We start from the raw sequence: 23,827 nt of genomic DNA on the forward strand, positions 1-23,827 counted from the left end.
ACCTGTCAGGGTTGCAGGACGGTAGAGCCGGTGGTGCGCCGCGCCGACAGTTCGGTTTGCGCCTTCGCCGCATCAGCCAGTGAATAACGCTGGCTGATGTCCACCTTCAGCTTGCCGCTGATGATCATCTCGAACAATTCATCGGCCATGCGCTGCAGGTTCTCTGCGTTGTTGGCGTAGGTCGCCAGCGTCGGTCGAGTCACGTACAGCGAGCCTTTGGCGGAGAGAATCCCCAGATTCACGCCGTCCACTGCACCGGAGGCATTACCGAAGCTCACGACCAGGCCGCGCGGTGAAACGCTGTCGAGTGATGTCAGCCACGTGTCCTTGCCGACACCGTCATAGACCACCGGGACTTTTTTGCCATCGGTCAATTCCAGCACGCGCTGCGCAACGTTTTCGTGGCTGTAATCGATCGTCGCCCAGGCGCCATTGGCCTTGGCCAGTTCAGCTTTCTCTTTGGAACTGACGGTGCCGATCAGCTTTACGCCCAACGCCTTGGCCCATTGGCAGGCCAGCGAACCGACACCGCCGGCCGCCGCGTGGAACAGAATGGTTTCGCCACCCTTGAGCTCATAGGTCTGGCGCAGCAGATATTGCACGGTCAGGCCCTTGAGCATCACCCCGGCAGCGGTTTCGAAACTGATTTCGTCGGGCAGGTGCACCAGATTGTCCTGGGGCAAAACGTGAAACTCGCTGTAAGCGCCCAATGGGCCGCTGCCATAGGCCACTCGATCGCCGACCTTGAACCGGGTGACGTCGCTGCCCACGGCATCGACGGTGCCTGCACCCTCAGCTCCCAGGCCGGATGGCAAGGCGGGCGGCGCATACAGACCGCTGCGGTAATAGGTGTCGATGAAGTTCAGGCCGATGGCCTTGTTGGCCACGCGCACTTGATTCGGGCCGGGCGCGGCGGGTTCGTAGTCAACATATTCGAGTACTTCGGGACCGCCGTGGGCGCGGAACTGGATACGCTTTGCCATCTGCCTGCTCTCCTTGGGTCTTTTGTAAGCCCCCTATCCAACTCCCATGCTTGATCTTCGTCAACTGCGGCGCGTCGTTATGCGGTGGTATGCTACGCGCCCATTTGCGTCGCCCGTCTGCCGGGGCGCCGCCCGATTCTAGGTGAAGCCATGACGACCCGCACCGACGCCGTAAAGGCCTATCTGCTCGATCTGCAAGACCGCATCTGCGCTGTCCTCGAAACCGAAGACGGCGGCACGCGCTTCGTCGAAGACGCCTGGACCCGGCCGGCCGGCGGTGGCGGTCGTACCCGCGTGATCGAGAACGGCACAGTGATCGAAAAGGGCGGCGTCAACTTTTCCCATGTGTTTGGCAGCGGTTTGCCGCCTTCGGCCAGCGCCCATCGCCCGGAATTGGCCGGTCGTGGATTTGAAGCCCTCGGTGTGTCGCTGGTCATTCACCCGCACAATCCGCATGTGCCGACGTCCCACGCCAACGTACGGTTTTTCATCGCCGAGAAGGAAGGTGAAGAGCCGGTCTGGTGGTTCGGCGGCGGCTTCGACCTGACCCCGTATTACGGCAACGAAGAAGACTGCATCCACTGGCACCGCGTCGCCGAGCAGGCCTGTGCGCCGTTCGGGGCGGACGTCTACCCGCGCTATAAAGCCTGGTGCGACACCTACTTCCACATCAAGCATCGCCACGAACCGCGCGGTATCGGCGGTCTGTTCTTCGATGACCTGAACGAGTGGGACTTCGACACCAGTTTCGCCTTTATGCGCGCCATCGGCGATGCTTACATCGACGCCTATCTGCCGATCGTGCAGCGCCGTAAAAACGATGCCTTCACCGCGCAGCAGCGTGAATTCCAGGAATTCCGCCGTGGTCGTTATGTCGAGTTCAACCTGGTTTATGACCGTGGCACGTTGTTCGGCCTGCAATCGGGCGGGCGTACCGAGTCGATTCTGATGTCGCTGCCGCCGCAAGTGCGCTGGGGCTATGACTGGAAGGCCGAGCCTGGCAGCGAAGAAGCGCGCCTGACCGAGTACTTCCTGCAAGACCGCGACTGGTTAGCCGAAGCCTGAGGATTTCTGATGGATCGTTACGTCGTTTTCGGTAACCCGATCGGCCACAGCAAATCGCCGATGATTCACAAGCTGTTCGCCGAACAGACGGGTCAGCACCTCGACTACAGCACGTTGCTGGCGCCGCTCGAGGATTTTGCGGGTTGCGCCACGGCGTTTTTTCAGGAGGGTCGCGGCGCCAACGTTACCGTGCCGTTCAAGGAAGACGCTTACCGTTTGGCCAATAGCCTGACTGCTCGTGCGCAGCGGGCCGGCGCGGTGAACACCTTGAGCAAACTCGCCGACGGTTCGCTGCTCGGCGACAACACCGACGGCGCCGGGCTGGTGCGGGATCTGACGGTGAATGCCGGGTTCAGCCTGACGGGCAAACGCATCTTGCTGCTCGGCGCCGGCGGCGCCGTGCGTGGGGCGCTGGAGCCGTTGCTGGCGGAGCAACCGGCCTCAGTCATCATCGCCAATCGCACAGTGGACAAGGCTGAGTTGCTGGCCGAGTTGTTCTGCGACCTCGGGCCGGTGTCGGCCAGTGGTTTTGATTGGTTGCGTGAGCCGGTGGACGTGATCATCAACGCCACATCGGCGAGCCTGACCGGCGACGTGCCGCCGATTGCGCCAAGCCTGATCGAGCCGGGCAAGACCCTGTGCTACGACATGATGTATGGCAAGGAACCGACGGCGTTCTGCCGTTGGGCCAGCGAGAATGGCGCGGCGGTGGCGATGGATGGCTTGGGGATGCTTGCTGAGCAGGCGGCTGAGGCATTTTACCTGTGGCGCGGCGTACGCCCGGACACGGCGCCAGTATTAGCCGAACTGCGCCGCCAGTTGGCCCAATAAATAACCCTGTGGGAGCGAGCCTGCTCGCGAAAGCGGCCTGTCTGACACATCAATGTTGGATGTGCCGCAGTCTTCGCGAGCAGGCTCGCTCCCACAAGGATTACCTCGATCGCCAATCAATCCTCAAACCGGATCGGGCACTTCTCCGGCCCCTCAAGCTTGCGCAACTCCTCCACCACCTGCGGCCGCGCCCGGCGCAACGTCAAACTGCGATTCTGGCGTAACAACCGTCGCGCCTCCTGATGCAGCATCTCCACCCCTGAGTAGTCGATGAAGTTGATCTGCTGCGCCTCGATCACCACTCGCGCGCCGTGCAGGCGTTGCAGACGCACCTGAAGATAATGGCTGGCGCCGAAAAAGATCGAGCCGCCGACGCGCAACACATCGTCCTCGCCGTCGCGCCAATGCTGCACGCGCGGTTGCGAGGTGCGCTTGAGATAGAAGAACAGCGAGGCCAGCACACCGGCATAAATCGCCGTCTGCAACTCCAGCAGCAACGTCGCCAGACACGTCAGGGCCATGACCACGAACTCGGCGCGGCTAACCCGCAACAAGGCACGAATGCCGCGGTGATCCACCAGTCCCCAGGCAATCAGCAGAATGCTCCCGGCCATCGCCGGGATCGGAATGTGCGCGATCAGCCCGGCGCCAAATATCGCGAACAGCGCGACCCAGATCGCCGAAAACACCCCGGCCAGTGGTGAGCAAGCGCCCGCCTCATAACTCAATCCCGAGCGAGTAAACGAGCCTGCCGACAACGATCCGGAAAAGAACGCCCCGACAATATTCGATAAACCCTGCGCGCGGACTTCCTGATTGGCATCGAGCAACTGTTGCGACCGCGCCGAAATCGAGCGGGCAATCGACAGACTGGTGACCAGTCCGAGCATGCCCACTGCGACGGCGCTCGGCAGCAGGCGCAAGATCAAATCGAGATCCAGCGGCAACGCACTGAACGGCGGTAACCGCCCGACAAACGCGCTGACCAGATGCACATGGCCGAACATCGCCGGCCACAGCCACACCAGCAGGCTGGCCAAAGCGAGGGTTATCAACAGCGTCGGCCAGCGCGGCAGCAATTGTTTCAACACCACACCGACAACCACCGTCGCCACACCGAGTACCAACGAAGGTTTATCCACAGCCCTGAGGTGATGCAGCAGATCCATCAGACTCGCCAGCGCCGTGGCTTTGGCCGGCAACTCCAGCCCCAACAGATTCGGCAACTGCCCGATGGCGATCACCACCGCCGCGCCAAGAGTGAACCCCAGCACCACTGAATGCGAAACGAAATTCACCAGCGCACCGAAGCGCAGCAGGCCGAGCAGCCATTGGAAAATTCCGGCAAGCAAGGTCAGCAACAAGATCAGGGTGATGTAGTCCTGCGACGCCGGGACCGCTAAGGGACTGACGCTGGCAAACAGCACGATCGAAATGGCTGCCGTCGGGCCACAGATCAAATGCCACGACGAACCCCACAGGCAGGCAATCAGCACCGGGATGATTGCGGCGTAGAGGCCATATTCAGGTGGCAGACCGGCGATCAGCGCGTAGGCGATCGACTGGGGTAACGCGAGAATCGCACCGCTGAGGCCGACGATCAGATCCCGTCCGACACTGGCGCGGGTTTGCCGCGGTAGCCAGGTGAGGAAGGGCAAGAGAGAGTGGCGGCTGGGGAAGGCCATGGGTCCTCGCGGTTGGGGTTTTGTTCAAGGTTATCAGGGTGCCAGGGGAAAGGCCCCTCACCCTAGCCCTCTCCCGGAGGGAGAGGGGACTGACCTTTGTGTTTGTAAGAGATTCATCAACCTGCGATTTCAGAGTTGAGCGCAAGTTTTGAATCCAATAAATATCGGCTCCCTTTCCCCCTCGCCCCCCTGGGGGAGAGGGCTGGGGTGAGGGGGCAAAAATCTCAAGCCGAGCAAAATTCAAAAAAACCCACAATCAAAGCTTCGCTTTCACCGCCGCCAACGCATCCTTGCCATCCACGGTCTTCACCCCATCCAGCCACTTGTCCAACACCGCCGGATTCGCCTTGATCCACGCCTTCGCCGCTTCGGCATTGGTGACCTTCTTGTTCACCACCTCAGCCATGATGCTGTTCTCCATCTCCTGGGTGAACGACAGATTGGTCAGCAACTTACCCACATTCGGACACGCCTCGGCATACCCTTTACGCGTCAGCGTAAACACGCTGCCAGTGTCGCCAAAGTACTTCTCGCCGCCCTTGAGGTAATGCATCTTCAACTGCACGTTCATCGGGTGCGGCGTCCAGCCGAGGAAGGTGACGAATTTCTGTTTCTTCACCGCCCGCGACACTTCAGCCAGCATCGCCTGTTCGCTGGATTCGATCAGCTTCCACTGGCCCATGTCGAAGTCGTTCTTCTTGATGATTTCCTGCAGCGAGATATTCGCCGGCGCACCCGAACCGATGCCGTAGATCTTACGATCGAACTTGTCCGCGTATTTGTTCAGGTCGGCAAAGTTATGCACACCCGCGTCCCACACGTAGTCCGGCACGGCGAGGGTGAATTCGGTGCCGTCGAGGTTCTTCGCCAGTTGCGTGACGTCACCGGTGGCGACGAACTTGTCGTAGAAGCCCTGCTGCGCCGGCATCCAGTTGCCGAGAAACACGTCCACCTGGCCGTCCTTCAAACCACCGAAGGTGATCGGCACCGCGAGGGTGTCGACCTTGGCCTTGTAGCCCATGCCGTCCAGCAGAAACCCGGTGATCGCATTGGTCGCGGCGATGTCGCTCCAGCCCGGATCGGCCATCTTCACCGTGTCGCAGCTCTGCTCGGCGAAGGCCGAAGCGCTGCTCAACGCGATCAGGCCAACCGTCACTACTGTGGATAACTTGCGCATGGACTTCCCCTTAACATTATTGGTTTTGGCAGGGTTGTGGATAACGTGCTTTGCGCTCCAGATCATCGAGATCGATGTGGTTGCGCATGTACTGCTGACTGGCGTCCACCAGTGGCTGGTGATCCCAGCTCTTCAGCTTGCCGATGGTCAGCGCGTCGGCAACAAAACGCCGCCGGCGCTGGCTGGCGAGGACTTCCCGGTGAATCGCCGGAATGTCCCACTTGGCCCGCGCTTCGGCGAGAAAATCGTCGAACAGCGTGCGATGCTGCGGCGATTGGCTGAGTTCTTCCAGTTCGCGGGGATCGTTGTCTACATCAAAGAGTAGGCAGGGGTCGCTTTCACTGTAGATAAACTTGTAGGCGCCGCGACGGATCATCATCAACGGGCTGACGGTGCCCTCGGCCATGTATTCGCCGAACACTTCGTCATGACCGCCCTGCCCTTGCAGATGCGAGACCAGTGAGCGGCCATCCAGCGGCAAGCCGGGTTCCAGCGTGCCGCCGGCCAGTTCAACGAAGGTTGGCAACAGGTCAGCGGTCGATACCGCAGCGCTGACACGCCCGGCAGCGAATTGTCCCGGGGCACTTATCAACAGGGGTACACGGGCCGCCATTTCATACCAGTGCATTTTGTACCAGAGGCCTTTCTCGCCGAGCATGTCGCCGTGGTCACCGGAGAACACAATGATCGTGTCATCGATTAATCCGGTTTCTTCCAGTGTTTGCAGGAGTTTGCCAACGTTGGCGTCGATATAGCTGCAGGCACCGAAGTACGCCCGGCGCGCATCGCGAATCTTGTCCACAGGCAGTGGTTTATCCCACAGGTCGTAAACTTTGAGCAGGCGCTGCGAGTGCGGATCGAGTTCGTGTTGATCCGGCGTTGTAGGCAACGGGATATCGGCATCGTCGTACAAATCCCAGAACGCCTTGGGAATGGTGTACGGGTCGTGTGGGTGAGTCATTGATACGGTCAGGCAGAACGGCTGGTCGCCGTCCTCGCGAATATGATCGAACAGATATTGTTGCGCCTTGAACACCACCTCTTCGTCGAAATCGAGTTGGTTGGTGCGCACACACGGACCGGCCTGCAGCACTGAAGACATGTTGTGATACCAACTCGGGCGCACGTCCGGTTCGTCCCAGTTCACCGCCCAACCGTAATCGGCCGGGTAGATATCGCTGGTCAGGCGTTCTTCATAACCGTGCAATTGGTCCGGGCCACAGAAGTGCATTTTCCCTGACAGCGCGGTGCGGTAGCCGAGGCGGCGCAGGTAATGGGCGTAAGTCGGCACATCGGCGGGGAAATCGGCAGCATTGTCATAGGCGCCGATCTTGCTCGGCAACTGGCCGCTGACCAGGGTAAAACGCGACGGTGCGCACAACGGGCTGTTGCAGTAAGCGGCGTCGAACACCACGCCTTGGGCGGCGAGGCGGGAAAGATTCGGCAGTTTGATCGGCGAAGGGCCGTAGAACGGCAACATTGGCGCGGCCATCTGATCGGCCATGATGAAAAGAATATTCTTGCGCTTCATGTGATCGCGGCATTCCATAGTGAATATTTATGCGACATTGCTGCGATCGAGCATGGAGCCCATGCTGAATCCGGTAAAGCCCGTGCCGGACAATGACTAGGATAAGCACCGCTTATGTATGAAGCCTTGGGTGATCTGTCGCTCGACCTGCTCCGCGCCTTCGAAGCGGCGGCTCGGCAGCGCAGTTTTACTGCTGCCGCGGTTGAGCTTGGCACCACGCAACCGGCGATCAGCCAGCAGATCAAACGGCTGGAAGAACAGCTCGGCACGCGCCTGTTTGACCGAATCTACCGAGGCATCGAGCTGACCGAAGTCGGCGCGATCCTGTTTGAGCAAGTTGCCTTGGGTTTGCAGAATATCGACGCTGGATTGAGTGCGATCAGCGCACAACAGCAACACGAGGTGCTGCAAGTCGCCACCGATTTTGCCTTCGCCGCTTATTGGTTAATGCCACGCTTGCACCGTTTTCACGAAGCCAATCCGCAGGTTGACGTGAGCCTGGTGACCAGCGAACGCAACCACAACATGCTGCGCACCGACATCGACGTGGCGATCCTGTTTGGCGATGGGCGCTTTAAACAGGGTGAAAGCCATTGGTTGTTCAGCGAGGAAGTGTTCCCGGTGTGCAGTCCGCAATTGCTCAAGGATCGCGCCCTGCCCCTGCCTGCTCAGGCGTTACTGGAGTTTCCGTTGTTGCACCTGCGCGGGGAAAACAGCAGCAACTGGTTTGACTGGAGTGGTCTGTTCCGTGAGCTCGGTATCAATACACCGCCGGCGCCGGGGCAATTGCGCTTCGACAATTACACGCTGTTGATTCAAGCGGCGATTGGCGGCCAAGGCGTGGCGATTGGCTGGCGGCACCTTGTGGATAACTTGCTGAGTCAGGGTTTGTTATACCGGCCGATTGCTGAAACGACGCTGTCGCGGTTGGGTTATTACGTGGTGCTGCCGCAACGCAAACGTCGGGGCGCGCTGATTCAGCAGTTTGTCGATTGGTTGATGGTGGAGCAGGCGAGTAGCGCTGAATCGCTCAATGGGTTGGCATTGCCTTCGATTGCGGTTTGAAGATCAAAAGATCGCAGCCTTCGGCAGCTCCTACACCGATTTCATGTATGAGTTGGCGAAGGCTGCGATCTTTTACAAATCTGCAGCCGCCACGAAATTCACATGCTGGCCCACATGCAGATTCAACCGCAGCTCATCAGCAATCCCCACCGCCACGCGGTTCAAGCGCTCCAGCGGTTCGGCCAGACCCGGTTCGAGATTGCCGCCAACCTGACTGAAATGCTCAATGGTCAGCCCGGCCACACCGTGCGGCGCATTCACCAGCGTCCAGTGCAGCGGGCTGCTTTGCACGGCTTCGAGAATTTCTTCGGCGGCATGGCGTTGCAGGCGATCATCGACATCCGGCTCATCAAGCACGGCAAAATCCCCCACCAGAAACAGTCGCGAAACATTGGCGGCTTGCAGGCCATCGACCAACGCGTCGACGGCCAACACCTGTTCGACCGGGCCGAGCACGACCGAGCGTTCCACATGATCGCTGCTGAACGGCAAGCCCGGCGCATCCAGTAAACAGATGACCGCCGAGCTGCCGGCCACACTCTGATTGACCCGCTCCAGATCGAACAGATCGCCCGTTTTGGTGCGCAAGCCAGGACGCGGCGCCAGTGCGGTCAAATCGTCGAGAATGGCAATGACTTCATGCTGACGGCGCAGCAATTCAGCCATCAACGCGCTGCCCAGGCTACTCATGGCACCATAGAGCACCACTTTTACCGCCGGGGTTTCGGCATTTTTCATGGCTGATCCCTTTTGTTATCCCTTGTATGGCGTGTGACATACGGGCAACGCCGAGGGTTCGAACCGATTCAGAGGCTTTCAGATGCAAGCGATCAAGGGTTACCACGCCCACGTCTATTTCGACGCCGGCACCATCGATCAGGCGCGCGCGTTGTGTGAGCAAGCCGCGCAGTTGTTTCCATTGAAAATGGGCCGCGTCCACGAACGCCCGGTCGGCCCGCATCCGGACTGGAGCTGCCAATTGGCCTTCAGCCCGGAGCTGATCGCCGATGTACTGCCGTGGCTGGCGCTCAATCGCCAAGGCCTGGTGGTATTCCTGCACCCGGACACCGGCAATGATTTGCTCGACCACACTGAGCATGCGATCTGGATGGGTGCGATCAGGCCGCTGAATCTGTCTGTTTTCTGATCACAGCGTTTCTTCGGCTTCGCCCGGCAGATGCTCGTCCAGATGTAGCCAAGGTAATTGGCTGTCAGTCCAGATATGGCGCTCGGCGGGCGCCAGTTCCGGGTGATCAAGTGTGGCGATGGTCACGTCGATGCTTTCTGGGCTGAGCAACGTCACCAACGCCAGTTGCGCGCCGCACCGCGGGCAGAAGTACCGCGCGCAACTGTCGGATGAGTCATAACGCGCCGGCGTTGCGGCCAGCCATTGAAAATTCGCCGTCGGCACGGTGATCCAGGTCGTGACAATGCCGCCACTGACCTTGCGGCAAATCGAACAATGGCAGTGAGCGATGTCCTGCAACGCCCCACTGAACTGATAACGAATGTGTCCGCAATGGCAGCCGCCGCTGTGCAATTCGCCCATCTCGAAGCTCCCCCTTCCCGTGTTTATTGACTTTAGATCGCATCCGACGACCGGTTGACCGTTCATTCAAAGCTTTCTGCAGCGAAAGGTAGCTGAAAGCTTCCCGGATTAGGATCGCCTCACTTCCGGCAACAGACCGGTTGGCCAATGCGTGTGATACCTCGCACGAACGGCCCAATTAACAACAACAATGGTGATTCTGATGTCCTCTGTAGCCCGCCTCCTCGCTCTGACTCCGCCCGTACGCCTCGTGCTTCCCGTTCTGCGCTGATCCACCCGATCCGCTCATTTAACTAGCCGCGCTACGCCTGGAGTATTCCCATGCTGACTTTCCTTGGCTTCGCCATGGTCATCACGTTCATGTTCCTGATCATGACCAAGCGCCTGTCCGCGCTGATCGCACTGATCATCATCCCGATCGTCTTCGCCCTGTTCGGCGGTTTTGCACCGAAGATCGGTCCGATGATGCTCGAAGGCATCACCAAGCTCGCGCCGACTGGCGTGATGCTGATGTTCGCCATTCTCTATTTCGCCCTGATGATCGACTCCGGCCTGTTCGACCCGGCCGTGCGCAAGATTCTCAAACTGGTCAAGGGTGACCCGCTGAAGGTTTCGGTCGGCACCGCCGTACTGGCGCTCGTCGTTTCCCTCGATGGTGACGGCGCGACCACTTACATGATCTGCGTGGCCGCCATGCTGCCGCTGTACAGCCGCATCGGCATGAGCCCGCGGATCATGGCCGGTCTGATCATCCTCGCCGGTGGCGTGATGAACATGACCCCGTGGGGCGGCCCGACCGCGCGTGCGGCGAGTGCGCTGCATGTCGACCCGTCGGACATTTTCGTGCCGATGATTCCGGCCATGGCCGCTGGTGTAGTGGCGATTCTGGTTATCGCTTATTTCTACGGTAAACGTGAGCGTGCGCGTCTAGGTGAACTGCATCTGGTTGGCGATGATGTCGATCACAGCGAAATCAGCGTGTCGCAGTTCCCGGATGCCCGCCGTCCGAAACTGATCTGGTTCAACGGCGCCCTGACCTTCGGCCTGATGTGCACCCTGATCGCCGGTCTGCTGCCGTTGCCGGTGCTGTTCATGGTCGCGTTCAGTATTGCCATGATCGTCAACTACCCTTGCCTGCAGATGCAGAAGGATCGCGTCGCGGCTCACGCCGGTAGCGTGCTGGCAGTGGTCGGGCTGATCTTTGCGGCGGGTATCTTCACCGGTATCCTGTCCGGCACCGGCATGGTCGATGCGATGTCGAAGAGCCTGTTGGCAGTGATTCCGGATTTCCTCGGCCCGTATCTGGCCGTGATCACGGCGCTGGTGAGCATGCCGTTCACCTTCTTCATGTCCAACGATGCGTTCTACTATGGCGTGTTGCCGGTGTTGGCCGAAGCCGCCAGCCACTATGGGATCACCGCAGTGGAAATGGCCCGTGCCTCGATCGTCGGTCAGCCCGTCCACTTGCTGAGCCCGTTGGTGCCATCGACGTATCTGTTGGTAGCCCTGGCCGGCATTGATTTTGGTGACCACCAGCGTTTCACCCTGAAATGGGCGATCCTGGTTTGTATCTGCATCCTGATTGCTGCACTGCTGTTGGGGACTTTCCCGGTGTTCAGCACTCTATAAGCCCAAGACTCACCGTTTCGGGTCCTGGCTTCGCGGTTTGAAGCCCGGACCTTTTTCGGTTTAACAATTGCTCAAAGGAATACACATGGAATGGCTGACCAACCCCGAAATCTGGGTTGCCTTCTTCACCCTGACCGCCCTGGAAATCGTCCTCGGCATCGATAACATCATCATGATTTCGATCCTGGTCAGCCGCATGCCCAAGCACATGCAGCAGCGCACCCGGATCTTCGGTCTTGGCCTGGCCATGATCACCCGCATCCTGTTGCTGCTGTCGATCACTTGGGTCATGCGCCTTACTGCCGACCTGTTCGAAGTGTTCGGCCAGGGCATTTCCGGTCGCGACCTGATCCTGTTCTTCGGTGGTCTGTTCCTGCTGTGGAAGAGCTCGCAAGAGATGTACCACGCGCTGGAAGGCGAAGACGAAAGCGACGACACACCTGGCGGCAAGGGCGGCAACTTCCTCTACACCATCATCCAGATCGCGATCATCGACATCGTCTTCTCGCTGGACTCGGTGATCACTGCCGTGGGCATGGTTTCCCATGTGCCGGTAATGGTCGCGGCGATTGTCGTAGCAGTGCTGGTGATGATGCTCGCCTCGGGCAAGATCAGCGAGTTCATCGACAAGCACCCGTCGCTGAAAATGCTCGCGCTGTCGTTCCTGCTGGTGGTCGGTACCGTGCTGATTGCCGAGTCGTTCGACGTGCATGTACCGAAAGGCTACGTCTACTTCGCCATGGCGTTCTCGCTGGCGGTGGAAGCGATCAACATCAAGCTGCGCGGCGCAATGGCCAAGAAGCGACAGCAGCAAGACCCGGTGAAACTGCGCAAGGACATTCCGGGCCAGTAACCCGGTAGTCTGGCAATACGCAGTACCCCTGTGGGAGCGAGCCTGCTCGCGAATACGGAGTGTCAGTCGACAGAAATGTTGGCTGATCCACCGCTTTCGCGAGCAGGCTCGCTCCCACATTTGTTTTGGGCAACACACGGGAACCGTGTCGGATTCAGGTGGGTGAATGAACCCGTTTTCATGACACTTTTGTTTCAATCCACACTTTAGCTGTGCAATGCTGGCGCCCAGACCGTTAGCCAACTACAGCTTAAGTATCAAAAACGTAGAAACCGCGCGGTACCGTCCACTTGCCCCTCTGGGGCGCTGCTACTACAGGGGGTTTGTATGCTCACCCTGCTCAATCTGCTTTCCGCCGTCGCCCTGCTGATCTGGGGCACGCACATCGTTCGAACCGGCATCCTGCGGGTGTACGGCACCAACCTGCGCCATGTGATTGGCCAGAACATGTCCAAGCGCTGGCTGGCCTTTGTCGCCGGCATCGTCGTTACCGCGATGGTGCAGAGCAGCAATGCCACGGCCATGCTCGTTACCTCTTTCGTCGGCCAGGGCCTGATGGCGCTGACCCCGGCGCTGGCGACCATGCTCGGCGCCGACGTCGGTACCGCGCTGATGGCGCGGGTGCTGACCTTCGACCTGTCGTGGCTGTCGCCGCTGCTGATTTTTCTCGGGGTGATTTTCTTTCTGTCGCGCAAACAGACGCGGCTTGGGCAGATGGGCCGGGTGTCCATTGGCCTCGGGCTGATCATTCTCGCGTTGCAATTGATCGTCGAGGCCGCTGCGCCGATCACTCACGCTCAAGGGGTCAAGGTGATCTTCGCCTCGCTGACCGGCGATATCCTTCTCGACGCCTTGGTCGGCGCGTTGTTCGCGATGATTTCCTACTCCAGCCTCGCCGCCGTGCTGCTCACCGCGACGCTGGCCGGTGCTGCGGTCATCAGTTTGCCGGTGGCAATTGGTCTGGTGATCGGCGCCAACATCGGCAGCGGCATTCTCGCCTTTATGAGCACCAGCATGCAGAACGCCGCTGGCCGGCAAGTGGCGCTGGGCAGTCTGCTGTACAAACTGATCGGCCTGCTGCTGATCATCCCGGTGCTCGACCCGCTGGTGCACTGGATCGACAGCCTCGATTTCAGCCCGCAGGAAATGGTCATCGGCTTCCACTTGCTCTACAACACCGCGCGCTGCCTGATTCTGCTGCCAAGCGTCGGGCCGATGGCACGCCTGTGTGCTTGGCTGCTGCCGGAGCGACCCGAAGTTAATGGCACGGCCAAACCGCGTCACCTCGACGCGACGGCGCTGGTCACGCCGAGCTTGGCGCTGGCCAACGCCGCGCGGGAAACCCTGCGCATGGGCGATCTGCTCGACAACATGCTTGATGCGACGCTCGATGTGTTGCGCGGCAAGCAGACCGCCGTCACCCAGGAAATCCGTCGGCTGACCGATGACATCGAGTCGCTGTGCAGCGCGATCAAGCTGTATCTGGCACAGATGCCCCGTGAGGACCTCGGCGAGCACGACAGCCGGCGCTGGGCGGAGATCATCGAACTGGTGATCAACCTGAAACTGGCCAGTGATCTGATCGAACGCATGCTGCGCAAAATTCAGCAGCAGAAGACTTCGCAGCGTCGCTCGTTTTCCGAAGAAGGCCTGGAGGATCTGGCCGGGCTGCAGCAGCAATTGATCGCCAATTTGCGCTTGGGCCTGTCGGTATTTCTCAGCAGCGACCGCGAAAGCGCTCGGCAGTTGCTGCGCGAGAAACGCCGCTTTCGCGCGCAGGAACGCCGGTTGGCCCATGCGCATGTCAGCCGTTTGCAACGCAAGATCGTGCAGAGTATCGAGACCAGTTCGCTGCACCTGGAGTTGATTGCCGACATGAAGCGCTTGAATTCGCTGTTTTGCGGCAGTGCGTATGTGGTGCTGGAAACGGCGGATACCGGGGCGCTGGCGGCGGATGATATTGCCGATATAACGCATTCGCCTTGAACGACTGGGGCTGGGTTTAGTCAGTTACATTGATTCAGCCTTCAGGCCGCTATCGCGAGCAGGCTCACTCCTACAGGGGGACGCATTCCAAATGCAGGAGTGAGCCTGCTCGCGATGGGCCCCTGACTGACGACACGGATCTCCAAATCAGCCGTATGGAAGCCTGTTATGCGTTGCCTGTTGTTCGCCTGTCTGTTGCTCGGTTCCCTGCCCGCCTTTGCCCTGGATCGTTTTCAGGTCGAAGGCTATGCGCTGCCCAATGGTTTGCAACTGATGCTCAAGCCCGGCACCGAACGTGGGCACGTGGCGATCCGGCTGGTGGTCGGCGTCGGCCTCGATGATTTCGATTGCGCTGACAAGGAGCTGCCGCACCTGCTTGAACACTTGTTGTTCAGCGGCATCGACGCCACCGGCGAAGGCGGTTTAGAGGAGCGCATGCAGGCACTGGGCGGTGACTGGAATGCGTTCACCAGTAATGCCGACACCACGTTCGTCATTGAAGCGCCGGCGAAAAATCAGCGCAAAGTACTCGACCTGCTGCTCGCTCTGCTTACGCAAACGCGCATCGACGACAACGCCATCAACGCCGCCAAGCGTGTGGTTGAACGTGAAGACGGCGGCCATTACACACGGCTGCAACGCTTTCTCGATCGTCAGGATCTCGGCCACACCGCGAGCAATCAGCTCGCCATCGAACTGGGCCTGAAATGCCCGCAGCGTGCCGAAGTCGGTCACCTGACTCAGGAACAACTGGAGAAAGTGCGCAGGGCCTGGTACGCACCGAACAACATGACCCTGATCGTCGTCGGCGAACTCGACAAACTGCTGCCGGCCTATCTGGAACGCACCTGGGGCGCGCTCGAAGCGGTCGAGCCGAGCGAACACCGCCCGCTACCGGACATCCGTACCAGCGCCGCCCATGAACGTACCCTCACCCGTGGCTTTATCGGTGACAGCGCCAAACTGCACTGGCTGGTGCCGGAGCCGGTGATCGATGATCAGTACGACCAGACCTTTGACATTCTCAAGGATTACCTCGACTGGGCGCTGTACCGACAGATCCGCCTCAACCATGGTTTGTCCTACGGGCCGTGGGCTGAGCGTGAGGTATTTGGCGGCGTCGGTTTCATGAGCCTCAACGCCGATCTGGATCGCGATGACGTTGATGAAGCCATTCAGGTACTGGAAGACCTCAAGGCTGATCTGCTGAAAAACGGTCTCGACCCGGACACCTTTGCGCGGATCAAGCAGGCCTCGATCGCCCATCAGGCTTGGGCGGTACAGGGCAACAGCGCGATGGCGGATTACTACTGGAGCGCCCTCGCTGATTACCAGGACGGCCGTTTTGCCAACCCCGCGCGCGAGCTGCAAGGAGTGACCCTGGAAGCGGCGAACAAGGCCATGCGCGAGTTGCTGTTGCAACCGGGGTATTTGCGGATCGAGAAGCCATTGATCAGTGATGATCAGGTGTTGTGGTTGAGCGCGGGTGGTTTGGGTCTGGTGTTGTTGATCCTGATCGGTTGGCGTTTGCATCACCGCCGAAAATCCGCCGAACACTGACCCCTGTGGGAGCGAGCCTGCTCGCGAAGGCGTCGTGTCAGTCAATGCAATGTTGTATGACCCACCGCTTTCGCGAGCAGGCTCGCTCCCACAGGGGGAATGCGTTGGCTTTAAGTGACCGGCAGCCTCGCCACATCGCCCGGCGGGCGCTACTCTGTCGAGGTTTTTTCCTATCCAGTCGTGAACCGCCCAAATGCCGAAAATACAGCTCCTGATCCAGCGCGTCCTCGAACTGATGAAGCGCTATCCCGGGGTTATTGCGCTCGGCGGTTTCATTTCCGGGGTCGGCAGTTTCATCATGGTCGATCGTCAGCAGGGCCTGGCGAGCTGGATCACCGTGATCATGCTGCTCAGCTGGATCTGGCTGATGCTGGAAAACACCCTGACCGGCCTCTTCACTCGCATCTTCAAACGCGAGATTCCCCAGCCGCTGCTGCGTTACGCGACGCAGATGATCCATCAGGAAAGCCTGTTTTTCGTCCTGCCGTTCTTTTTCATCACCACGACCTGGAACAGCGGCCAGTTGTTCTTCACCGGCCTGCTTAGCGTCGCCGCACTGATCTCGATCGTCGATCCGCTCTATTACAAATGGCTGGCGCCACGGCGCTGGGCGTTTCTCGCGCTGCACACCCTGACCCTGTTCGCCGCCCTGCTCACCGCATTGCCGGTAATCATGCACCTGACCACCGCGCAGAGCTTCAAGTGGGCGCTGGGCATTGCCGTGCTGTTGTCGTTCCCGAGTCTGGCGTCGATCTTCCCGATCCGCACGTTGCGCAATGCTTTGGCGATCCTGTGCATCACCGTCGGTATCGGTGGCGTCGGCTGGGCGCTGCGCTCGTGGGTGCCGCCGGCGACGCTGTGGATGACCGACGTCGCGATCAGTACGCAAATGCAGGACCGCACCCCCGGCGCCAGCCTCGACACGGTCAGCGCCGAGCAGATTCGTGGCGATGGCCTGTATGCCTACACCGCGATTAATGCGCCGCGCGGGCTGGATGAGCGGATTTATCACGTTTGGCAATTCAACGGCAAAGAGGTCGACCGCATCGCCCTCGACATCCACGGCGGGCGCAAGGAAGGCTACCGTGCCTGGACGCACAAGCAGAACTTCCCCGGCAACCCGGCGGGCAAATGGCAGGTGCGGGTGTTGACCGAGGATGGCCAACTGATCGGCGTACTGCGCTTCGAAATCACAGACAGCACAGCGATCAAAGAAAAGTAATCCGGTTCGTGCTATTACGTTAGTTCGCATAAAGGCCGAACAAGCACGGAGCTTATGACCAGCAGCTCGATCAGCGGTAACGCCCAACTGGACACGTCGATAACCCCTGCCCGCTTGCGGGTCACGGGGGACTGGACGCTTGCCCATTACGCCGAGCTCAAGCAACTGAGCGAAAAACTCCACGGCCAGTACGACGCCAATACCCCGATCGACCTCAACAGTCTCGGCGCCCTCGACACCGCAGGCGCTTCGTTGCTGGTCGAGCTGCTCGGCTCCGAGCGCCTCGGCAAATCTGCCGAACACCCCGATTGCACCCTGACCTCCGCCGACCGCGCGCTGCTGCAAACCGTTTACTGCTCGATGACTGATTTCTGCGTGCCGATCAAGGAAGCGGAAATCAGCGTCAGCGTGCAGCTGCTGACGCGCATTGGTCGCGCCGTCGACACCGTTTGGCAAGACACCCTGCAACTGCTCGGTTTTGTCGGCCTGATCATGGAAACCATCGCGCGCAGCCTGTTCCGGCCCAAGCGCTGGCGCATCACCCCAATGATTGCGCACATCGAACAGACTGGTCTCGACGCCGCGCCGATCGTGGCGCTGCTGACCTTTCTGGTCGGCGCGGTGGTGGCGTTTCTCGGCGCGACGGTGCTGGCCAGTTTCGGCGCGACGATTTTTACCGTGGACCTGGTGGGCTTCTCGTTTCTGCGCGAATTCGGCGTGCTGCTCACGGCGATCCTGATGGCCGGGCGCACCGCCAGTGCCTTCACCGCACAGATCGGCTCGATGAAGGCCAACGAAGAAATCGATGCGATCCGCACCCTCGGCCTCGACCCGATGGAGCTGCTGGTGGTGCCGCGCGTGCTGGCGATGCTGGTGGCGTTGCCGATGCTGACCTTCCTGGCGATGCTCTGCGGGATTATCGGCGGCGGCGTGGTCTGCGCAGTGTCGCTGGATATCTCACCGGCGATGTTCCTGACGCTCCTGCAGTCGGACATCGGCGTTCAGCACTTTCTGGTCGGCTTGGTGAAGGCACCGATCTTCGCCTTCATCATTGCCGCGATTGGTTGCCTGGAAGGCTTCAAGGTCAGCGGCAGTGCCGAATCGGTCGGCGCCCACACCACCTCTGCCGTGGTCCAATCGATTTTCGTGGTGATCGTGCTCGACGCGGTGGCCGCACTGTTCTTCATGGAGATGGGCTGGTGAGTCGTCTACCCCGCGCGCCCTCGGAGGCGGTGATCGAAGTCCGTGGCTTGTGCAATCGCTTCGGCAGCCAGAGCGTGCACGAGAACCTCGATCTGGATTTGTACAAAGGCGAAATCCTCGCCGTGGTCGGCGGCTCCGGCAGCGGCAAATCGGTGTTGCTGCGCAGCATTGTCGGATTACGCCGGCCCAGCGAAGGCATGGTCAAAGTGTTCGGCAAGAACCTGCCGAGCCTGTCCGAGCATGAGCGTTCGCTGGTCGAGCGACGTTTTGGCGTGCTGTTTCAGAAAGGCGCGTTGTTCTCCTCGCTGACCGTCACCGAGAACGTCGCCCTGCCCCTTATCGAACACGCTGGCCTCAGCCGCAACGACGCCGAGCACCTGGCGGCGGTGAAGCTGGCGCTGGCCGGTCTGCCGCTGTCGGCGGCAGACAAATACCCGGCGTCGCTGTCCGGCGGCATGATCAAGCGCGCCGCGCTGGCCCGAGCCTTGGCGCTGGATCCGGACATTCTGTTTCTCGACGAACCCACCGCCGGCCTCGATCCGATTGGCGCGGCGCAATTCGATCAATTGATCCTGACCCTGCGCGATGCGCTGGGCCTCAGCGTGTTTCTGGTGACCCACGACCTCGACACGCTCTACACCATTACCGACCGCGTGGCGGTGCTGGCGCAGAAAAAGGTCTTGGTCGCAGGACCTATCGACGTCGTCTCGGAAACCGACGACGCATGGATTCACGAATACTTCCACGGCCCGCGCGGCCGCTCGGCGCTGGACGCCGCCAAATTGCTCAACGAGGTCTGACATGGAAACCCGAGCGCATCATGTGTTGATCGGCCTGTTCACCGTGATCGTGGTGGCAGGCGCCCTGCTCTTCGGTCTGTTCCTGGCCAAGTCCAGCGTTGACACCGAGTTCAAGGATTACGAGATTGTCTTCAGCGAGGCGGTCAGCGGCCTGTCCAAGGGCAGCCCGGTGCAATACAGCGGGATCAAGGTCGGCGATGTGATCAATCTGCGCCTTGATCCAAAGGATCCGCGGCGGGTGCTGGCGCGGATTCGTCTGGCCGGTGATACACCGGTCAAGGAAGACACCCAGGCCAAACTGGCACTGGCTGGGATCACCGGCACTTCGATTATCCAGCTCAGCGGCGGCACGCCCGAGAGCCCGAAACTGCGTGGGCATGACGGTAATCTGCCGACCATTGTCGCCTCGCCCTCGCCTATTTCGCGCTTGCTCAATGACTCCAACGATTTGATGACCGGCATCACTGCGCTGCTGCAGAACGCCAATCAGATGTTCTCTGCCGAGAACGTCGAGCGCGTGAGCAAAACCCTCGCCCATCTGGAGCAAACCACCGGGACGATCAACGATCAACGCGGCGACATCAAACAGGCCATGCAGCAACTGGCAACCGTCGGCAAACAGGCCGGCAGCATGCTCGAACAGACGTCGCTGCTGATGCGCAACGCCAACGGCTTGATCAACGATCAGGGCAAACAGGCACTGGGCAGCGCCGAGCAAGCGATGAAGTCGCTGGAACAAAGCACGACCACCATCAGCACCTTACTCAGCAAAAACGAAAACCCCCTCGACAACGGCATGCAGGGCCTGAATGGCCTGGCGCCGGCGATCCGCGAACTGCGCGAGACGCTGACTTCGTTGCGCGCGATCTCGCAACGCCTTGAGGCCAACCCGAGCGGCTATTTGCTGGGCCGTGACAAGAACAAGGAATTCACGCCATGAAGCTGACTCGACTTGCCCTCTTCGCTGCCGGTTTTTCCTTGATCAGCGCCTGCTCGATTCTGCCCAAGTCCGAGCCGTCGGATGTCTATCGCCTGCCGACTGCCCAGGTGCCCGCCTCGACCATTTCACCGGCGACTCAGTCCTGGTCGCTGCGGTTGAACAAGTTGCAGGCCAGTGAAGCGTTGAACCGGCCGACGATTGCGGTGATTCCGCAGGGCGACGTGATCAGCAGCTACAAGGGTTCACGCTGGAGCGATCCGGCGCCGGTGCTGGTGCGTAATCGTTTGCTCGACGGGTTTCAGCGCGATGGCCGGGTGACGTTGCTCAGTACCGATGACAGCAACTTTGCTGCGGATCTGGAATTGGGCGGGAATTTGCAGGCGTTTCAGACCGAATACCAAGGCTCACAGGCCAGCGTCGTGTTGCGCGTTGATGCGTTGCTGGTGCGCGGTTATGACCAGCGCATCCTGGCCAGTCGCCGCTTTGAAGAGCGTCAGCCATTGAGCGATGTTCAGGTGCCGGCGGTGGTCGCCGGGTTTGGTCAGGCCAGTGATCGACTGACCGCGAAAGTCATCGCGTGGGCCGTCGACCAAGGCCAAAAGCTGGCCCCCCAAAGACCTTAAGCCCCAACACCAATCCCTGTGGGAGCGAGCCTGCTCGCGAAGGCGTCGTGTCAGACACATCAACGTGAATGACACACCGCTTTCGCGAGCAGGCTCGCTCCCACATTGGATATTTGTTCAGCCGAAGAACCAGTAGCAGACGAAGATCGCACCCACGACACCGGCAAACTCCGCCAGCAACGCACACCCCACTGCATGCCGCGCCCGCTGGATCCCCACCGCGCCGAAATACACCGCCAGTACGTAGAACGTGGTCTCGGTACTGCCCTGAATCGTCGCCGCGACCAGCGCCGGGAAGCTGTCGACGCCTGAGGTCTTCATCGTTTCGATGAGCATCGCCCGCGCCGCACTGCCGGAGAACGGTTTGACCATCGCCGTCGGCAACGCATCGACAAACCGCGTGTCCCAACCGGCCCACTCGACCAGATGACGAATGCCGTCCAGCCCGAAGTCCAGCGCCCCGGATGCACGCAGTACGCCAACCGCACAAAGCATTGCCACTAGATACGGCAGCAGATTCTTCGCCACGTCGAAGCCTTCTTTGGCGCCTTCGACAAACGCCTCGTAAACCTTCACCTTCTTCAAAGCGCCGATCAGCAAAAACAGCATGATCAACCCGAACAGCGTGAGATTGCCGAGGATCGACGACAATCCCGCCAAAGCCGTCGCCGAAAGCGTGCCGAGCAGCGCCATGAAGCCACCGAGAATCAGCGCGCCGGGAATCAGATAAGCCAACACCACCGGATCCCAGATCCGCAAACGCTGCATGAACGCCACCGAGAGGAAGCCGACAATTGTCGAGCAACTGGTCGCCAACAGAATCGGCAGGAACACCAGCGTTGGATCCGGCGCGCCTTGCTGAGCGCGGTACATGAAGATCGTCACGGGCAGCAGGGTCAGGGAGGAGGCGTTGAGCACCAGGAAGAGGATTTGCGCGTTACTGGCGATGGTGGCGCTGGGATTGAGCTCCTGCAGCGCCTTCATGGCTTTCAGGCCGATCGGCGTGGCGGCGTTGTCCAGACCGAGGCCGTTGGCGGCGAAGTTCAAAGTGATCAGGCCAAGGGCAGGGTGACCGGCCGGGACTTCCGGCATCAGCCGCAGGAACAGCGGGCCGAGCACCTTGGCCAGCCATTCGACGATCCCGGCCTTCTCGGCGATGCGCAAGAAGCCCAGCCACAGGGTGAGGGTGCCGAACAGCAGCACCATGACCTCGACCGAGAGCTTGGCCATGGCGAAAATGCTTTCCACCATCGCCGCAAAGATCCCGGCGTTGCCGCCGATCAGCCACTGCGCCAGCGCCGATACGGCTGCCACGATGAAGAAGCCAAGCCACAGGCCATTAAGCATCAGTCAAATCCCCCGAAGAATGCGGCGAATGATAACGGGGTCGCCAGAAACGACAAACCCCGGATTTCTCCGGGGTTTGTGTGTGCCTTATTTGTGGCTTGGCTCACATCCCCTGTGGGAGCGAGCCTGCTCGCGAAAGCGTCCTGCCAGTCACTTCAATGCTTAATGACACTCCGCCTTCGCGAGCAGGCTCGCTCCCACAGAAAAGCCAATCTCCACAGGGTTCAGCAATCAGTTCTTGGAAATCTCGCCCGCTGGCAGTTTTTCCTTGCTGCGCCAGTGCGGCAGGGAGTTCCAGTAGCGCTGGCCCTTGGCGTCGTCGTACATGCCTTCCCAACGCGCGATAACCAGTACCGCCAAAGCATTACCAATCACGTTCAGAGCGGTACGCGCCATGTCCATGATGCGGTCGACACCGGCGATGAACGCCAGACCTTCCAGCGGAATACCCACGCTGCCCAGAGTCGCCAGCAGCACCACGAAGGACACGCCCGGTACGCCGGCGATGCCTTTGGAGGTGACCATCAGAGTCAGGACCAGCAGCAGTTGTTGGCTGATCGACAGATCGATGCCGTACAGCTGAGCAATGAAGATCGCGGCGATCGACTGGTACAGGGTCGAACCGTCGAGGTTGAACGAGTAACCGGTCGGGACCACGAAGCTGCAGATGGCTTTCGGTGCGCCGTAGGCTTCCATCTTCTCGATCACGCGCGGCAGCACGGTTTCCGAAGAAGCGGTGGAGTAGGCCAGTACCAGCTCATCCTTGAAGATGCGCATCAGCTTGATCACCGAGAAGCCGAACAGCTTGGCGATAAGGCCCAGCACCACGAAGGCGAAGAAGGCGATGGCGACGTAAACCAGGATCACCAGTTTCGCCAGCGGCAACAGCGAGGCGAAGCCGAAGTTGGCGACGGTCACCGCGATCAGCGCGAATACGCCGATCGGCGCGTAGTTCATGATCATGTGGGTGACTTTGAACATGCTTTCCGAGACGCCCTGGAACATCTTCACCAGCGGCTCGCGCAGGTCCGACTGCAGGCTCGACAGGCCGAGACCGAACAGCACGGAGAAGAAGATGATCGGCAGCATTTCGCCGCGGGCCATGGCCGCGAAGATGTTCGACGGGATCAGGTTGAGGATGGTCTCGATGAACGCGTGTTCATGCTGTACTTCGGCGGCAGTCGCCTGGTACTTGGAAATGTCCACCGTACCCAAGGTGCTCATGTCGATGCCGGTACCTGGATGGAACAGGTTGGCCAATACCAGACCGACGACGATGGCGATGGTGGTGACGATTTCGAAATAGATGATCGTCTTCAGGCCGATACGCCCGAGCTTTTTGGCGTCGCCCACGCCGGCGATGCCGACGATCAGGGAAGAGATGACGATCGGAATCACGATCATCTTGATCAGACGGATAAAGATATCGCCTGCCGGTTGCAGGACGTTGCTGATCCACCAGGCCTTTTCGGCACTGAAGTGGTTGAGCAACGCACCAATTGCAATACCCAAAACCAGACCGATGAGGATCTGCCAGGCGAGGCTAATTTTTGCCTTCTTCATTATCTTTACCCTTACTTGCGTTTGACTCAGGCACATGCAGGAACTGGAACGCTCTTTAGCGGAAAAGTCTGTGCATCTGCCTCCGTATAAGGTGCCCCGAAGCGCGTATTTACGGCTCTTCGGCAGGCGAAAAAAGGCGCAACTATTCCGATGCAAGGTTGCGCCGTCTAATGCCGTAAACGCCTACCCTATGCCGAATCGGCATGAGCTTTTTT

21 protein-coding genes are annotated in these 23,827 nt (G+C 60.0%); 13 read left to right on the top strand and 8 right to left on the bottom strand.

All coding sequences use genetic code 11. The features are described from left to right. Positions 1–5: 5 nt before the first annotated feature. Positions 6–983: a quinone oxidoreductase family protein gene (locus tag HU718_RS01180; RefSeq protein WP_186613171.1), complete on the bottom strand. Its 978-nt coding sequence runs from the start codon at positions 981–983 to the stop codon at positions 6–8. A 150-nt stretch (positions 984–1,133) separates the two neighbouring features. Here HU718_RS01180 and hemF point away from each other — a divergent pair, with 150 nt between their 5' ends. Beyond that, a complete protein-coding gene (gene hemF, locus HU718_RS01185; RefSeq protein ID WP_102902543.1) occupies positions 1,134–2,048 on the top strand; it encodes an oxygen-dependent coproporphyrinogen oxidase in 915 nt (304 codons plus the stop codon). Between the two features lie 9 nt (positions 2,049–2,057). Then, positions 2,058–2,879 carry a shikimate dehydrogenase gene (gene aroE, locus HU718_RS01190; protein ID WP_150708316.1) on the top strand — a complete coding sequence of 274 codons (822 nt, stop codon included), beginning with the start codon at positions 2,058–2,060 and terminating at the stop codon, positions 2,877–2,879. A 116-nt stretch (positions 2,880–2,995) separates the two neighbouring features. Here the strand turns inward: aroE and HU718_RS01195 are convergent, their stop codons facing one another. From HU718_RS01195 to betC, 3 genes are all read right to left on the bottom strand, one after another. Further along, entirely contained in the window at positions 2,996–4,564 is a 1,569-nt protein-coding gene (locus tag HU718_RS01195; RefSeq protein WP_186613169.1) for a SulP family inorganic anion transporter, read from the bottom strand. A gap of 256 nt (positions 4,565–4,820) precedes the next feature. Then, positions 4,821–5,741 carry a choline ABC transporter substrate-binding protein gene (choX, locus tag HU718_RS01200; protein ID WP_186613167.1) on the bottom strand — a complete coding sequence of 307 codons (921 nt, stop codon included), beginning with the start codon at positions 5,739–5,741 and terminating at the stop codon, positions 4,821–4,823. Positions 5,742–5,757: 16 nt separating this feature from the next. Next, positions 5,758–7,272, bottom strand: coding sequence for a choline-sulfatase (gene betC, locus HU718_RS01205; RefSeq protein ID WP_186613165.1), 1,515 nt, complete (start codon positions 7,270–7,272; stop codon positions 5,758–5,760). A 114-nt stretch (positions 7,273–7,386) separates the two neighbouring features. Between betC and HU718_RS01210 the strand changes: the two genes are divergently transcribed. After that, positions 7,387–8,337: a choline sulfate utilization transcriptional regulator gene (locus tag HU718_RS01210; RefSeq protein WP_186613163.1), complete on the top strand. Its 951-nt coding sequence runs from the start codon at positions 7,387–7,389 to the stop codon at positions 8,335–8,337. Between the two features lie 72 nt (positions 8,338–8,409). Here HU718_RS01210 and HU718_RS01215 read toward each other — a convergent pair whose 3' ends face one another. After that, positions 8,410–9,075 carry an NAD(P)-dependent oxidoreductase gene (locus HU718_RS01215; RefSeq protein WP_150731540.1) on the bottom strand — a complete coding sequence of 222 codons (666 nt, stop codon included), beginning with the start codon at positions 9,073–9,075 and terminating at the stop codon, positions 8,410–8,412. Between the two features lie 82 nt (positions 9,076–9,157). Between HU718_RS01215 and HU718_RS01220 the strand changes: the two genes are divergently transcribed. Beyond that, a complete protein-coding gene (locus HU718_RS01220; RefSeq protein ID WP_186613160.1) occupies positions 9,158–9,484 on the top strand; it encodes a DOPA 4,5-dioxygenase family protein in 327 nt (108 codons plus the stop codon). Here HU718_RS01220 and HU718_RS01225 read toward each other — a convergent pair whose 3' ends face one another. Beyond that, positions 9,485–9,886 carry a GFA family protein gene (locus HU718_RS01225; protein WP_150708323.1) on the bottom strand — a complete coding sequence of 134 codons (402 nt, stop codon included), beginning with the start codon at positions 9,884–9,886 and terminating at the stop codon, positions 9,485–9,487. 321 nt (positions 9,887–10,207) lie between these two features. Here HU718_RS01225 and HU718_RS01230 point away from each other — a divergent pair, with 321 nt between their 5' ends. From HU718_RS01230 to HU718_RS01270, 9 genes are all read left to right on the top strand, one after another. Beyond that, positions 10,208–11,515, top strand: coding sequence for a CitMHS family transporter (locus HU718_RS01230; RefSeq protein ID WP_150731539.1), 1,308 nt, complete (start codon positions 10,208–10,210; stop codon positions 11,513–11,515). An 85-nt stretch (positions 11,516–11,600) separates the two neighbouring features. Further along, complete coding sequence (locus HU718_RS01235; protein ID WP_095119663.1) at positions 11,601–12,368, top strand: TerC family protein; 768 nt, start codon at positions 11,601–11,603, stop codon at positions 12,366–12,368. Positions 12,369–12,695: 327 nt separating this feature from the next. Further along, a complete protein-coding gene (locus tag HU718_RS01240) occupies positions 12,696–14,354 on the top strand; it encodes a Na/Pi cotransporter family protein (protein ID WP_186613158.1) in 1,659 nt (552 codons plus the stop codon). 168 nt (positions 14,355–14,522) lie between these two features. Then, positions 14,523–15,914, top strand: a complete 1,392-nt coding sequence (locus tag HU718_RS01245; protein ID WP_186613156.1) for a M16 family metallopeptidase — start codon at positions 14,523–14,525, stop codon at positions 15,912–15,914. A gap of 193 nt (positions 15,915–16,107) precedes the next feature. Next, on the top strand, positions 16,108–17,136 hold the full coding sequence (locus HU718_RS01250; protein WP_110718232.1) for a DUF5924 family protein: 1,029 nt from the start codon (positions 16,108–16,110) through the stop codon (positions 17,134–17,136). 54 nt (positions 17,137–17,190) lie between these two features. Continuing rightward, on the top strand, positions 17,191–18,339 hold the full coding sequence (locus HU718_RS01255) for an ABC transporter permease (protein WP_186613154.1): 1,149 nt from the start codon (positions 17,191–17,193) through the stop codon (positions 18,337–18,339). Continuing rightward, on the top strand, positions 18,336–19,139 hold the full coding sequence (locus HU718_RS01260; protein WP_007911797.1) for an ABC transporter ATP-binding protein: 804 nt from the start codon (positions 18,336–18,338) through the stop codon (positions 19,137–19,139). Before HU718_RS01255 ends, HU718_RS01260 begins: the two co-directional genes overlap by 4 nt. A gap of 1 nt (position 19,140) precedes the next feature. After that, entirely contained in the window at positions 19,141–20,079 is a 939-nt protein-coding gene (locus tag HU718_RS01265) for an MlaD family protein (RefSeq protein ID WP_186613152.1), read from the top strand. Further along, positions 20,076–20,702 (top strand): ABC-type transport auxiliary lipoprotein family protein, encoded by a 627-nt coding sequence (locus HU718_RS01270; RefSeq protein WP_186613150.1) that lies wholly within the window; start codon positions 20,076–20,078, stop codon positions 20,700–20,702. Before HU718_RS01265 ends, HU718_RS01270 begins: the two co-directional genes overlap by 4 nt. Before the next feature lie 117 nt (positions 20,703–20,819). On the opposite strand, the gene HU718_RS01275 is transcribed toward HU718_RS01270, so the two are convergent. Beyond that, positions 20,820–22,049, bottom strand: a complete 1,230-nt coding sequence (locus HU718_RS01275; RefSeq protein WP_007911793.1) for a nucleoside recognition domain-containing protein — start codon at positions 22,047–22,049, stop codon at positions 20,820–20,822. 231 nt (positions 22,050–22,280) lie between these two features. Continuing rightward, positions 22,281–23,612 carry a glutamate/aspartate:proton symporter GltP gene (gltP, locus tag HU718_RS01280; RefSeq protein ID WP_095119655.1) on the bottom strand — a complete coding sequence of 444 codons (1,332 nt, stop codon included), beginning with the start codon at positions 23,610–23,612 and terminating at the stop codon, positions 22,281–22,283. Positions 23,613–23,827 lie beyond the last annotated feature (215 nt).

The sequence above is a fragment of the Pseudomonas tensinigenes genome, from assembly GCF_014268445.2.
Lineage (GTDB): Bacteria > Pseudomonadota > Gammaproteobacteria > Pseudomonadales > Pseudomonadaceae > Aquipseudomonas > Aquipseudomonas tensinigenes.